A 13,804-nucleotide genomic window follows, 5' to 3' on the forward strand; every position below is an offset into this window, starting at 1 on the left:
AATCACTTTTTCTTTTAGACGCAAAGCCTGTAATTAGCGGGAATTATCGTCTTTTCCCAAAAAAGTTACTGCAATTTTCAAATCTTCCGGTGTTGTGATTTTTATATTTTCATAGCGCCCCTCTACTAGCTTCACCTTCTTATCCGTAAAGGTTTCTACCACCATCGCATCATCGGTAATCTTTATTCCCCTGCTCACTAACGCCTCTTCTTCCTCAATTAGAGACATATACGCTCTCTTGATTAAGGAAAATGAAAATACTTGAGGTGTCTGTATCATCCATACCAGATCTCTATCCGGTGTCAGAGATGCGAAGCCATCCTCATTCGCAAGCTTAACCGTATCCTTTGAAGGCATTCCCACCACGCATGCACCATGCTGTATAACACATTCATACGCCCGTTGTAAAATCTGCGCTGTTACAAAAGGTCTCGCCCCATCATGGATAAAGATATAATCACATTCTCCTGCCGCCATAATACCGGCAAAAACAGAATGATACCGCTCCTTCCCGCCTGCTACTATGCTATGTACTTTGTCAAACCCGTATTTTTCTACAATTTTGTTTCTACAGTATTCCACATCACTCTCTGACGTCACCAATACGATTTCATCTATAAAGCTATCCTGGAATACCTGCAAGGAATAATAAAGTACCGGCTTATCCTCCAGGAAAAGATATTGTTTCGGCACATCGCTGTTCATCCGTTTGCCCTTCCCTGCAGCGAGCACAATCGCCGTACATTTCATTTTCATTTCCGCACGCCTTTCTAAATCCGTTATGTAATAGTTCGGTTTCCTCACTATTACTAAAGCAAGGATTGCTTTGGGAAAATCCATTAAAATCACCTTCGGTGATGGGATTTTCACTTATCTTTCCACGTGTTTTTACGGTCAGCGCAGTAAATGCGCAGACCTGCTAAATAGTTACATCTTTACCATTCAGCAGCTCTAAATCCGTTCTCCCAACTTCAAATTCGGTACCGCATTCAAGTCAAAACCATGCCGTACACCTTTTTTATATTCATAATAGCCTGCTACACCTATCATTGCTGCATTGTCGGTACAGAATATGGGGGATGGAGAATAAAATGAAATCCCTCTTTTTTGACATTCCTCTTCCAAAACTCTACGCAAGGAACCATTGGAGGCCACCCCTCCGGCTATTGCGAATCGGTCGAAGCCATATTGTTTTACAGCATCGAGAGAATGATCTACCAACACATCTACTACTGCTTTCTGGAAGGAAGCTGCTACATCAGCCGTATTAACTTTTTCTCCTTTCATTTCGCAGGAATTTAAATAATTCAATACTGCAGACTTCAAACCGCTGAAGCTGAAGTCATATTCGGAACCTTCCACTTTAGCCCGCGGAAAGCGTATCGCATCCGGATTACCTTCTTTAGAAACTTTATCGATTTTGGGACCACCCGGATAACCCAGTCCAATAGCGCGCGCTACTTTATCGAAAGCTTCACCCGCCGCATCATCTCTCGTACGCCCGATAATTTCATATTCACCATAATCTTTCACCACAACCAGATGAGAATGTCCACCCGATACGACCAGACAGATAAATGGAGGCTCTAGCCCTTTATTTTCTATAAAGTTAGCACAAATATGCCCTTCAATATGATGCACCCCTATCAGAGGTATACCGGTAGCGAAGCTAATCGCTTTTGCCGCGGATACTCCTACAAGAAGTGCCCCAACCAAACCCGGGCCATAAGTAACAGCTATGGCATCGATATCATTTAACCGGACTCCCGCCTCACTAAGCGCCTGCTCAATTACTTGATTGATCTTCTCAATATGCTTTCTGGAAGCAATTTCAGGTACCACTCCGCCATATACGGTATGGAGTGATATCTGAGAGTAGATAACGTTAGATAGAACTTCTCTTCCGTTTTTGACAACGGAAGCCGCCGTCTCATCACAAGAACTTTCAATTGCAAGTACGAGTATATCCTCATTGCTTTTATTATAATTACCCATTATCAAACTGTCCTTTGTCTATTCGTTCACCAAGGTCCATCCATATATTTTCCAGTGGCCTTGCGCATCTTTTCTAAGCAAAAACTTTTCACTGCTGTTAAGCATAGTTGTCCCCTGTCTCATACTGTATACACAATATAGGCTCGCCCACTCATAATCGTCCTTCGTATAATACTCTACATCCGTACTTGCAGAAGTGGAATAACTGGAAATAACAAGTTGGCTTTCCTTCATATTGTAGATATCATCTTTTAAGTTATCCAGATAATTATCGCCCTGATTGGCAATTAGTTCTTCATCGTATAACTTCTGAATTTGATTAGCCAGCGCCTCAATATCCTCTTGTGAATTATCTTCATTATAAAAACATTGCGTAATCTCACTGTAATACTTAACTACTTCCTTAGGAGAAGGAGGATACTTCTGATCGAAATTATACTGCAGTATCTGCTGCGTCTTTGTAACCTTTCCTACCTCTTCTTCCTTTGCTTCTTTCCCTTTATTGGATACATAATAATAAAAGCCTACCAAAAGAGCAGCTAAAATCACTCCAATAATTACTAATTTAGCTGTACTTCCCGATTCTTTCCCTTTTCCTGCCTGTGCCATATACTGCCCCCCCTTATCTACGCTTCCTCATAACTGATCACCTTCGGCTAATCTATTACTCTTCCTCAAACATCAGCTCTATCGTCTTTCCATCTTTGCCCGCTACGGACCTGGGGAAAATCTTCCTTACCGCGTCCATATAATCCTCCGCACGTATAAGAGACGGACTAAAATGTGTCAGCCACATTTGACTTACTTTCGCCTTTTTCGCAAGCTCCGCCGCCTCATAAAAAGTCATATGCTTATATTCCTTCGCTTTTTGCTTTTTATCCGACTCTCCATACATCCCTTCACAGATGAAAAGATCTGCCTCTTGCGCATTCCGGACAATACTTTCCGTAGGTCTTGTATCTGTACAATAGGTGACTTTCAGCCCTTTTCTCTTCGAACCAAGCACCATTTCAGGAGTGTAGGTATTTCCCTCAATCTCCACAGTCTCCCCCTTTTGCAAACGCCCCCAATATTTCCTATCGATTGCAAGCGCCTGTGCCTTCTCGAGCTGAAATTTCCCTGCACGTTCCACCACTATGTTATATCCATAGCATACCACATTATGATTAACGCGAAAAGCTTCCAGTCGAAATCCGTCGAAATCGATACGTTCTTCCTGATCGGTAAGTTCCATGAACTCAATCTCAAAAGGCAGCTCCGGTGCAATCACCCTAAGTGCCGATACCACCCTTGTTAAACCTTTCGGTCCCACTAAAAGAAGCGGCTCTGTCCGTTCTGCATTTCCCATAGTGAGAAGCATGCCGGGCAGTCCGCTAATATGATCCGCATGGTAGTGGGTAAAGCAGATAACATCGATAGGCTTTGGGCTCCAACCCTTTTCCTTCATCGCTATCTGCGTTCCCTCTCCACAGTCAATTAATATACTCTTTCCATTGTACCGTACCATCAAAGAAGTTAGCCACCTGTACGGAAGCGGCATCATCCCCCCTGTTCCTAATAAACAAACATCTAACATGAATACTCCATTCCCGATGACCTTGTCCGAAAACGGAGCTCTTTGGCAGCCTTCTACAGATACTCGGTAAGTTCTGTATCTTCTACCGGTATTTCGAACTTGGCAATCATCTCATCATAGCATTTTTCACACAGATCAAAGCGGTGGCTTTGTCCGTCTTTATTACTGAAATATCCAAAAGAGGTATTTACTTCCAAGCAACCTTCTTTTAAAATTCCATTTTCAACCAATAATTCTTTTTTACAGCAATTACAATGAACGGATACAAGCTCCGCCTTCTTTTTATCCAGATATTTACGCATAGTCTCATCCTCCCAAAGATGTACTAAAGGTATCGTGTTATATCTGTCATTATACACAAATTTACTGAGCAAAAATAGTGGTAATTGTTTCGCATGCTTCCTATCTTTTCCACATAATTAAAGCATCTTCTGTTGGATTTTCATAAAAATTTTTTCGAAATCCATCTTTTTGAAATCCAAATGTCTCATATAAACGGATAGCAGCTTCGTTTCCTGCCCGAACCTCCAAAGTAAAAGCTTCGATTCCCTGCTTCTTTCCTTCTCTTAATACTTCTGCAAGGAGAAGCTTCGCTACTCCTCTGCGACGAAACGACCTATCTACTGCCACATTAGTAACTTCCCCTTCACCCGCAATATTTCTAAGCCCGCAGATACCTATGATTTTACCTTCCTCCTCCGCTATATAATAAAAAGCATAGGAAAGCTGTAAAGTCTCTTGGAAATCCTTCTTCGTCCATGGCATTGAAAAATTATCTTTTTCTATTTCAGCCGCTCTGTCAACATCAGCCTGCATCATTCGTCTTATGGTTATCATGCGCTTCCTTTTCCTTCTTTTCTCGCTCTGCCTGGGAAAGTCGAAGATAGATTGGCGCGTGTTCTTTCGCCTCCACGTAATTTCCTTCCTTATAATACCTGATACCGAGAGCTGCCAAAGATGCCGCTCGTTGTCTATTCATGTGTGCAGGCGCAAAATGATAAGGAACTTTCATCTCTTCTGCAAGTTTTCCTGCAAATACTGAAACTCCATCTCCTAAGAATAGGACTTCATTTCCCAAGTCATTCAGCTTCCTGGCAATTTCTTCAATATCTACTGCGCATTGCGGCTCCACTATATTTAACAGATAACCGTCATTTTCTAATTCTTCACTTCTTACAAATTCATAAATACCCGTATAGACTTGCCCCCTTCTGGCATCCATAATGGGGCAAACATACCCTTTCGCTCCATATGCATTGTAAGCCAATCCCTCTAAGGTAGGAATCTCAATAAGAGGTATATTAAGAGCAAGACCTAATCCCTTGGCCGTCGCCGAGCCTATTCGAAGCCCGGTGAAAGATCCCGGCCCCGCTGCCAAAGCAATTGCATCTACGGTGCTCATATCAAGATCCACCATCTTCCTTATTTCTTCCAACATGGGCAAAAGAGTCTGCGAATGCGTCTTTTTATATTGAATATCATATCCTGCAATCAGATTGTCATCCTCCACAATTGCTACGGAGGCTACAAGCCCTGAACTGTCTAACGCTATTATTTTCATACTTCTCTCTCTATCTCTTCTATTGTAATTCTTCGATAATCCATCCCCTTGCCTAAATCCTTCGCTATTGTTATCTCCCTATAGTGCACAGGCAAGATTTCCTCAATAAGGTTAGCCCATTCAATAAAGCATACCCCATTTCCATAGATACAATCTTCGTAGCCAATTTCCTCCATCTCCTCCACATCACCGATGCGATATACATCGAAGTGATAAAAAGGAAGCCTCCCCTCTTCATAAACCTGGAGAATCGTAAATGTCGGGCTATTGATTGGCTCTATGATTCCAAGTCCTTTTGCCACGCCCTGGGTAAAAACAGTCTTACCGACCCCCAAGTCCCCGATTAAGGTGTACACATCGCCGGGCTCAGCTTCTTTACCTATTTTTTCTCCCAGTTCAAATGTTTCCTTCGCACTAAAAGAATCTACTGTCATCACGTTTGTCCTCTCATCTAATAACGAATCTTCACCTTAGCCGGCGGCATATGAGTAGAAATCACCTCAATTACCTTAGGCAACATCTCTCCCAAGTCTTTTCTCGGAAAAATAGATGCATTCACCGGGGAAGTATATACAATAATGCTTCTGCTTGTGGAAACTGCCTTATGCATATGCTCCCAACCTTGTGTCTGTGCTTCCTCTCCCTGGGAAACCTCTATGCCCTCATCCGTCATCTTATAGTGAAGCGGTTTCTTAAAAGCAGGATTGCTGAGTATCTGTTGCCTGGATCTCAGGAAAAGAGTCCACGGAAGATAAAAGAGGATAATGACCCCTGCTATAAGAAAAATAATTCCTCCTCCGGCAAAAAACCATACCACCATTAGGGCTCCCACAATCGTACCAATCAAGCCGGACATGCTGTAATAGGTATGACGCAGCATATAATCATATAAAATTCCCGAAGTAATTTCCACATCAAATTCAAGTTCCACAACTTTTTTCCTTTCCTGAAGGGCTTTTATTCCGCGCGCGTAGCTGCGCATCAATCGGTTCTTTAATAGGAGTACTTTCCTATTAAAGAATAAAGGCACCTGCAATGGCAGGTGCCTTACCATTTATTCTTTTATTATACCGAAAATCGCTTAAAGTGCAAGCTTTATATCATGCGTTACTCGTGCCGCAACGCCTCGATAGGACTTAGCTTCGCCGCTTTCTTCGCAGGATAAATACCGAAGAAAATACCTACTGCCGAGGAGAATATCGTCGCTCCGATTATGGTGGAAATCTGTGTTCTCGCAGTAATCCCTGCTATCGCACATACCAGATTCGCTCCCAGTATTCCAAATATAATACCGATGATACCGCCTAACAGTGTGATAATTGCCGCTTCTGAGAGGAACTGCAGCAGAATAGAGCCCGTTCGCGCTCCCAATGCCTTTCTGATACCGATTTCCCTCGTACGCTCCGTTACCGATACGAGCATAATATTCATAACACCGATACCGCCTACCAAAAGTGAGATAGCCGCTACGAAAGAAACAAACAAGGTAACTATACCTAAGATACTGTCAAACTGCGCACTCATATCCGCAAAGCTCTGTACTTGAATCTGACCATCCCCCCGCACACCATACTTATTCTCTAAAAGACTCACCGCTTCCTTCGCTACCGTTGCTGAATACTCCGCAGACTCTGCCATGATATAGACACCGTCAAAGTCTTCTACCCAAAAACCGTAATGATAACCCAGAACATTAAGCGGAGTCTCTATCTGAAGATATTCCTCTCCCATCATCATATTGACCAAAGCAGAGGCATTATCCTGCCTGATTCCGACAATTGTAAGTTCCTGTGTGATACCATATAGTGTCACTTCAAAGTCCATTCCTATCACATCCGTCGTTCCAAAAAGAGAAACCGCACTACTCTCCGAGATAACACACACCTTATTGCCGCTCTCTGCATCTCCCGCAGAAAAGTACTTTCCTTTTATGATGGGATCGGATACCGCATGAACCATTCCTTCATTACCACCTGAAACTTGGGCATCGAAATTCCCCTTAGGACCGTATCCCGTTCCCCACGCATTATAGCTTGGAGTCACCGCTTTCACATGTTTCACCTCGCTCATGATCAGATCGAAGTCATCCTGTACGAACGTGACTGTCGTATCTTTTCTTGAACTATCCACATAAATATAGACCTGCCCGCCTCCCAGGCCATCCAACTCATCATTGATCTGTCCGCGCACACCATTTCCGATAGCCATAACCATAATAACTGAAGATATTCCTATGATAATGCCGAGCATCGTAAGGAAGGAGCGGCCTTTATTACTCTTAATACTCATAAGAGCAATCTTAACATATTCCCATATCTGTGTCATTTCCGCTCTCCTTTTATTGTTCCGGTATTGCTGTTACTGCCATTCCTTCCGTCATTCCGGGAGTCGTCTCTGTTACGATCTCGTCACCTTCTGCAAGCCCCTCTGTAATCTCTACATTCATGCCGGAGGAAATCCCTGTCTGTACCGCCTTTCTTATTACAAGTCCATTCTCAATCACATATACAAATTCACCCTCCACATCGGTATTCACCGCATTGCCCGGAGCCAGCAGAACCTGCTGCGCCTTTGCAGTATGAATCGCAATCTTCGCTTCCACACCGAGGAAAATACTTTCATCAGGATTTAATATTTTAATATCCGCATTGACAACTGCTGCACCGCTTTGGTTCTTCGTTGCCATCTTATCAATTTTGCTCACTTCACCATCATACTTATTGCCCGCTATCGTAACGACCGCTTTCTGTCCTATGGACAGCTTCTCCAAATCATACTTCGTAACCGGTATCGTTACTTTTACATCTTCCGTACTTTCCAGCTTAAATAACGTAGAACCGACTACCGGAGTTTCTCCCTCTACCACATTCATTTCTGTTACGACACCGCTGAACTCAGCCAATACTCCGCCTTCCACTTCTATAATGGAATCCAGCGTTCTCTGCATACTGATATTTTGCATTTCTGCGTTTGCTTCCACTTCATCTTTTCCGCCTGCAGTCAGCTTCGTATTTTCTGAGGAGGATTTCTGAGATTTCATTTCAGCTTTATATTCCTTACAGTTATTAAGCATCTCCGTATATTTGGAAATTTCATCCTGCCATGCGCGGATTTCTGCATTGTTAGTCTGTTCATATCGATTAAGTTCTGCTAATTTCTGCAGATTTTCATATTCATCCGAATCCATCTTATCGGACCAATCGATAATAGATATCTGAAGCAAGGATCCTTCATAGGCCAAAGCGGCTTTCTTATCATCCACTTTACGCTGCAACTCTTTAATATAATTATCGATATCGGTAATCTGTTGCTCCAACACTTCAAGATTCACTCTTGCTTCACCCAAATCTCCAAGACTTTCATTGTTCTTCTGCATATAATTATTTAAATTTCCGTCATTGGCCTTGAGTTTCAATTCTGCTGTTTTCTTTTCATCCGCGAGAGCAGCCTCTTCATATGTAATCACTGCTTCCCCCTTGGATACCGTTTCGCCGGCTGTCACACCGACCTTCCCAATCTTTACACTAACTGGTGCGAAATAGGTCTTCACTTCTCCGGCCGTCACTGTACCACTGGTACTTAACGTTTGCTCGATATCACCTCTCGTAACTTGTGCGGTATATACGATAGGCTTTGCATTCGCCGCTGAAATGCTCGATATAAGAATAAAAAGGATAATTACTCCTGCAACACCGCCCAAAATACTCCTTCTGATTATCTTCTTCTTTTTGGCCGGCTCCATTTTTGTCTTATTTTGCTTCTTTTCTGCCTTTTCCAATCTCTTTTGTTCCTTTTTCAATTCCTTTGCTTCCTTTTTGCTCAGCTCCTTGTTTTCCTGCGAACTCATCAATCCCTTATTTTCTTCCAAACTCATCATCTCTTCCTCTCTACCGATTTTCATTTATCTTTCCATATATTCTTACGGTCAGCACAGTAAATGCGCAGACCTGCTGAACAGTTACATTTGTTCTTATTGATCTGTCTCACTTACTGCTTCGTTCGCTGAATCGTGAACGATCACTCCATCCATAATCTTAATTACCCGTTTAGCCTGTGAAGCAATGCTATTATCATGAGTAATTAGGATAACTGTACGCCCTTCCTTGTGAAGTTCTTTCAGAATCGACATAATCTCCTTGCTGGATGCAGAGTCCAGATTACCAGTCGGTTCATCGGCAAGAATTACAGGCGGCGCCTGGGCGATAGCTCTCGCTATAGCAACCCTTTGCTGCTGTCCGCCGGACATTTCGGAAGGTTTATGAGTCTTACGATTCTCAAGTCCTACCTTGCCCAAAGCCGTTTCCGATAGCCTGATTCGTTCTTTCTTCGAAATACCTCTGTAAATCAATGGCAATTCCACATTCTCAATGGCCGTCAAGTTCTGTATAAGATTAAATCCCTGAAAGATAAATCCGATTTCCTTATTTCTAATATCGGAAAGTTCATCGTCACTTAGATGCGACACATCCTGATCATGGAGAAAATAAGTGCCGCTCGTCGGAATATCAAGGCACCCTAACATATTCATCAATGTGGATTTACCGGAGCCCGACTGTCCGATAATGGCCACGAATTCATTCTCATTAATGGTCAGATTCACATGATCCAGTGCCCTTACCTCATTTTCTCCGGGGTTATATATCTTACACATATCCCGGATATCAACTAATGCACTCATTTATTACCCTCCTAAAAATGCATTTTGTATTACTGTATTACTCCTCTAATACAGTAATGTATTTCCTACTATTTGTCAATAATAATTCGTTATTTCTTTCACACTTATTATAAATGATATTTTCAACAATTCTATACCGATAATATTAAGATTCTATAAATATTCATAAAAAAATCCCTGCCGTCTCACTTATTATAACGCAATGGCAGGGGATTTTTCTTCAAAATCTGTATGGATTGTGTATAAAACTTTCACAATTCATTTATTTTATAACTATTCATTATTTTAATTTTCTGTACTTACTGCCTTTCTTATGTCTCTTTTTTTATGTCCTTCTTTTAAAATAGGGCTTAGCTTCTTATAAACTAACACCGTCACCGAAGATACAACTCCACCTTTCAAGATGTTGAGGGGAGCCACTGCGAATATAACGAGAGTCGTCACACTATTAATAGCAGGATTGATGGCGGTTCCCATTCCTACAATAGTATCCAGTGGCATTCCATATAGCTGAGCGAATTTCGGAAGCAGATAGATCGCATTAAAAGCCGTACCGAATACAGTCATACAAAGCGTTCCTGTTACTGAACCAATCAATGCCATCTTTTTGGATTTCTTGCTCATATAGATAATAGAAGCAGGAAGAAGGAAGCTACACCCGATAATGAAATTAGCCAATTCTCCTACAAAGGCAGTCGTCGTTCCTCTTAACAGAAGTTCCAGGAGAATTTTACAAAATTCTATCGTCACGCCTGCTATCGGTCCAAAGGCGAATGCTCCTATCAGAGCAGGAATCTCACTAAGATCCAACTTATAAAAGCCTGGAGCAAAAAAGACAGGGATTTCCAACAACATCAGAATAACTGCAATTGCAGAGAACATACCTATCATCGCTACCTTACGAGTAGAAAAAATACGCTCTTTCTCTTCTTTTTTCTTCATTGCTCGTTTCTCAAAGATGTAGGCCACCGCAAACATAACAGCTACAATACCGAGAAATTCTGCTACAAAAATCAGGTTTTCAGTTACAGCTTGCATTAATTCATTCATTTTCTTCCTCCTAAAATTGGTACGCTTTCGTAACTATTCAGCAGGTCTGCGCACCGAGTTTTACGGAAAATTCTTCCAGCCATTTATTCCACATTGAGAATAAGCGCCAAAAAACCCCGAACCATAACGATTCGGGGTAATAATCTGTAATATACACCGCCCTGCTGCCATCCTCTCTAAGGACTTGCTGCCGACATGCTTCTTACATTTCTTCTCTCATCCAGACTTTACTGTCGGTTTTGGAATTGCACCAAATCAACCGCTTTACATAATGCAAAACGGGTCGCGGACTTTTACCGCCGGTAGGGAATGACGAATTGCTCCGTTTCACCCAACCCCGAAGAATTTTCTCTTTTTACTTGTTCCTTTATCATAATATGACTATCATATATTTTTGTCAAGAACTTCCTTCTCTATTCTTGTAAATTCAGTTCCCTCACTGTTACGTATGAAAATCCATTTCTACTTCTCTTTTTTGATTTTCATTGTGAGGGAAATTCTTTTCTTCGGTACTTCCACCGCAAGTACCTGTACATCCACAATATCGCCTACGCTCACTGCTTCTAAGGGATGCTTGATGAATCGGTCGGTAATCTGGGATATATGCACGAGTCCGTCCTGATGTACTCCGATATCTACAAAAGCTCCGAAGTCGATAACATTTCTCACGGTTCCCTTTAGGACCATACCGGGCTTTAAGTCCTTCATTTCCAGAACATCATCTCTTAAGATAGGAGCGGGCATATTATCGCGAGGATCTCTGGCCGGCTTTTCCAATTCTTTCAAAATATCAGTCAGCGTAATTTCTCCAATGCCTAGTTCCTGTGCTAATTTATTTTTATCCTTCACTTTTCTTTCTAAAGAACTAACGGCCGTACCACTTTCTTGCGCCGCTAAGCCGACTACCTTTTCAGACTCTTTCAACACTGTAGAAGTACCCATAGCCGCTGCCAGCGCTTTGCCCATCGCAGTATCCGTATTACGAATCACTACCTTCTTCTGCTTAGGCTGCCTTTCCTGCTTTACTTCCTTTTTTACTTTTCCCTTTTCAGATGCTGCTTTCTTTTGGGCTTCCTTTATATCACCCATTGTAAGTCCCAGCTTGTCCAACAGCTTTAATGCTGCTTCATAGGATTCCGGATGAACGCTCGTTGCATCTAAAGGATTTTCACCATCTGGAATACGCATGAAACCGGCACATTGTTCGAAGGCCTTCGGCCCCAGCTTAGCCACCTTTAAAAGCTGCTTTCTATTGGTAAAGCGTCCGTTGTTTTCACGATAATCTACGATATTCTTCGCAATTACTTTCGTAATTCCCGATATATATTCCAGTAAGGATGCGGAGGCTGTATTCAAATCAACACCTACGCGGTTCACGCAGTCCTCTACCACACCGCTTAAGGCACCGCTCAGTTTCTTCTGATTCATATCATGCTGATACTGCCCTACTCCGATAGACTTGGGGTCAATTTTTACCAATTCTGCCAACGGATCTTGTAATCTTCTCGCAATAGAGGCCGCACTTCTTTGTCCCACATCGAAGTTGGGGAATTCTTCTGTAGCGAGCTTGCTCGCGGAATAAACAGAAGCACCTGCTTCATTTACGATAATATATTGCACAGGCACATCCAATTCCTTAATCAGCTCCACGATAATCTGCTCCGACTCTCTGGAAGCAGTGCCGTTTCCTACCGAAATTAAAGATACCCCGTAAGTTTTGATGATTTTCTTAAGCTCCCTCTTCGCTTCCTCCACCTTATTCTGAGGCGCTGTAGGGTATATGACCTTCGTTGCCAATACTTTTCCCGTCTCATCCACTACTGCCAGTTTACATCCGGTACGGAATGCAGGGTCCCAGCCAAGAACTACCTTTCCTGCAATAGGAGGCTGCATAAGAAGCTGTTCTAAGTTCTTGCCAAATACAGAAATTGCTCCATCTTCAGCCTTTTCCGTCAATTCATTGCGTATCTCTCTTTCAATTGCCGGTGCAATCAGCCGGCGGTAGCTGTCTTCGATTACATCTCTTAGCACCGGTTCCGTCACCTCATTATCGGAGGTAATCGTCTTTTTCGCCAGAAACTGCAAGATGCGCTCCTCGGGCGCAACCACTTTTACAGTGAGTATTTTCTCACTTTCCCCGCGATTTAAAGCGAGCACACGATGACCCGCTACCTTTTTCAAGGGTTCTTCATAATCGTAATACATTTCAAATACGCTTTCAGCCTTCTCGTCCTTGGCTATGCTCGTAATCTTACCTTCTTCCATTGTAATATCACGAATATAAATACGATAGTCCGCTTCATCGGAAATGCTTTCCGCAATAATATCCTTGGCTCCCTGTATTGCCTCAGGAACAGAGTTTACTTCCTTTTCTTCGCTTACGTATTTCGCAGCTTCCTCTTCTAAAGAAGTTTCGCCTTCCTGCTTCCATATCCACAATGCCAGTCCCTCCAGGCCTTTTTCCTTAGCGATGCTCGCTCTCGTCTTCCTCTTCGGACGGTAAGGACGGTACAAATCTTCCACTACAACAAGGGTCTGCGCTGCAAGAATCTTCTCCCTTAATTCCTCCGTCAACTTGCCCTGTTCTTCTATGCTTCCGATCACTTGTTCTTTCTTCTCTTCCAGATTACGGAGATAAATAAGTCTCTCATGCAAATCACGCAGCACTTCATCATTCAAGGATCCTGTTACCTCTTTACGGTATCTGGATATAAAAGGAATGGTGTTTCCCTCATCAATTAATTTGACAGCAGCTTCCACCTGCCATTTTTCTACGTTAAGCTCTTCTTTCAATTTTATAATAATATCCATATCCTGCTCCGTTCTGTAATATATAGTAACTAATCCCTATTATAGATGATAAGGTGAGGTATTTTCAAGATTGTATTATCATTTATTAAGTGATACAATAAATACATATATATTTTGAAGATTTTGTGTACAT

At 42.3% G+C, this 13,804-nt stretch carries 14 protein-coding genes and 1 riboswitch; all 14 genes read right to left on the reverse strand.

The window, feature by feature from the left end; all coding sequences use genetic code 11:
* Positions 1-33: 33 nt before the first annotated feature.
* The 14 genes from ispD to RBB56_RS05475 all read right to left on the reverse strand — a co-directional run bounded on the left by ispD (position 34) and on the right by RBB56_RS05475 (position 13,671).
* Positions 34-756, reverse strand: a complete 723-nt coding sequence (ispD, locus tag RBB56_RS05410) for a 2-C-methyl-D-erythritol 4-phosphate cytidylyltransferase (RefSeq protein WP_306722098.1) — start codon at positions 754-756, stop codon at positions 34-36.
* A gap of 195 nt (positions 757-951) precedes the next feature.
* Entirely contained in the window at positions 952-1,995 is a 1,044-nt protein-coding gene (tsaD, locus tag RBB56_RS05415; protein WP_306721355.1) for a tRNA (adenosine(37)-N6)-threonylcarbamoyltransferase complex transferase subunit TsaD, read from the reverse strand.
* A gap of 18 nt (positions 1,996-2,013) precedes the next feature.
* Positions 2,014-2,604 (reverse strand): DUF6715 family protein, encoded by a 591-nt coding sequence (locus tag RBB56_RS05420; RefSeq protein ID WP_306721356.1) that lies wholly within the window; start codon positions 2,602-2,604, stop codon positions 2,014-2,016.
* Positions 2,605-2,659: 55 nt separating this feature from the next.
* The gene (locus RBB56_RS05425) at positions 2,660-3,571 is read right to left on the reverse strand and encodes a ribonuclease Z (protein WP_306721357.1); all 912 of its coding nucleotides are present in this window, start codon (positions 3,569-3,571) and stop codon (positions 2,660-2,662) included.
* Between the two features lie 53 nt (positions 3,572-3,624).
* The gene (locus tag RBB56_RS05430) at positions 3,625-3,873 is read right to left on the reverse strand and encodes a hypothetical protein (RefSeq protein ID WP_306721358.1); all 249 of its coding nucleotides are present in this window, start codon (positions 3,871-3,873) and stop codon (positions 3,625-3,627) included.
* Positions 3,874-3,973: 100 nt separating this feature from the next.
* Complete coding sequence (gene rimI, locus RBB56_RS05435; RefSeq protein WP_306721359.1) at positions 3,974-4,408, reverse strand: ribosomal protein S18-alanine N-acetyltransferase; 435 nt, start codon at positions 4,406-4,408, stop codon at positions 3,974-3,976.
* On the reverse strand, positions 4,377-5,132 hold the full coding sequence (tsaB, locus tag RBB56_RS05440) for a tRNA (adenosine(37)-N6)-threonylcarbamoyltransferase complex dimerization subunit type 1 TsaB (RefSeq protein ID WP_306721361.1): 756 nt from the start codon (positions 5,130-5,132) through the stop codon (positions 4,377-4,379). The genes rimI and tsaB overlap by 32 nt, the downstream gene beginning before the upstream one ends.
* Positions 5,129-5,566 (reverse strand): tRNA (adenosine(37)-N6)-threonylcarbamoyltransferase complex ATPase subunit type 1 TsaE, encoded by a 438-nt coding sequence (gene tsaE / locus RBB56_RS05445; protein WP_306721362.1) that lies wholly within the window; start codon positions 5,564-5,566, stop codon positions 5,129-5,131. The genes tsaB and tsaE overlap by 4 nt, the downstream gene beginning before the upstream one ends.
* 17 nt (positions 5,567-5,583) lie before the next feature.
* Positions 5,584-6,063 carry a YcxB family protein gene (locus tag RBB56_RS05450; RefSeq protein ID WP_306721363.1) on the reverse strand — a complete coding sequence of 160 codons (480 nt, stop codon included), beginning with the start codon at positions 6,061-6,063 and terminating at the stop codon, positions 5,584-5,586.
* Positions 6,064-6,239: 176 nt separating this feature from the next.
* Positions 6,240-7,457, reverse strand: a complete 1,218-nt coding sequence (locus tag RBB56_RS05455; RefSeq protein ID WP_306721364.1) for an ABC transporter permease — start codon at positions 7,455-7,457, stop codon at positions 6,240-6,242.
* A gap of 13 nt (positions 7,458-7,470) precedes the next feature.
* Positions 7,471-9,033 (reverse strand): efflux RND transporter periplasmic adaptor subunit, encoded by a 1,563-nt coding sequence (locus RBB56_RS05460; protein WP_306721365.1) that lies wholly within the window; start codon positions 9,031-9,033, stop codon positions 7,471-7,473.
* A gap of 69 nt (positions 9,034-9,102) precedes the next feature.
* Positions 9,103-9,810, reverse strand: coding sequence for an ABC transporter ATP-binding protein (locus RBB56_RS05465; RefSeq protein ID WP_306721366.1), 708 nt, complete (start codon positions 9,808-9,810; stop codon positions 9,103-9,105).
* Positions 9,811-10,095: 285 nt separating this feature from the next.
* The gene (locus tag RBB56_RS05470) at positions 10,096-10,860 is read right to left on the reverse strand and encodes an ECF transporter S component (RefSeq protein ID WP_306721367.1); all 765 of its coding nucleotides are present in this window, start codon (positions 10,858-10,860) and stop codon (positions 10,096-10,098) included.
* A gap of 204 nt (positions 10,861-11,064) precedes the next feature.
* Positions 11,065-11,209, reverse strand: a riboswitch (FMN riboswitch).
* Between the two features lie 113 nt (positions 11,210-11,322).
* Positions 11,323-13,671 carry a Tex family protein gene (locus RBB56_RS05475; protein ID WP_306721368.1) on the reverse strand — a complete coding sequence of 783 codons (2,349 nt, stop codon included), beginning with the start codon at positions 13,669-13,671 and terminating at the stop codon, positions 11,323-11,325.
* Positions 13,672-13,804 lie beyond the last annotated feature (133 nt).

This window comes from Kineothrix sp. MB12-C1 (genome assembly GCF_030863805.1).
In the GTDB taxonomy this organism is placed as follows: domain Bacteria; phylum Bacillota; class Clostridia; order Lachnospirales; family Lachnospiraceae; genus Kineothrix.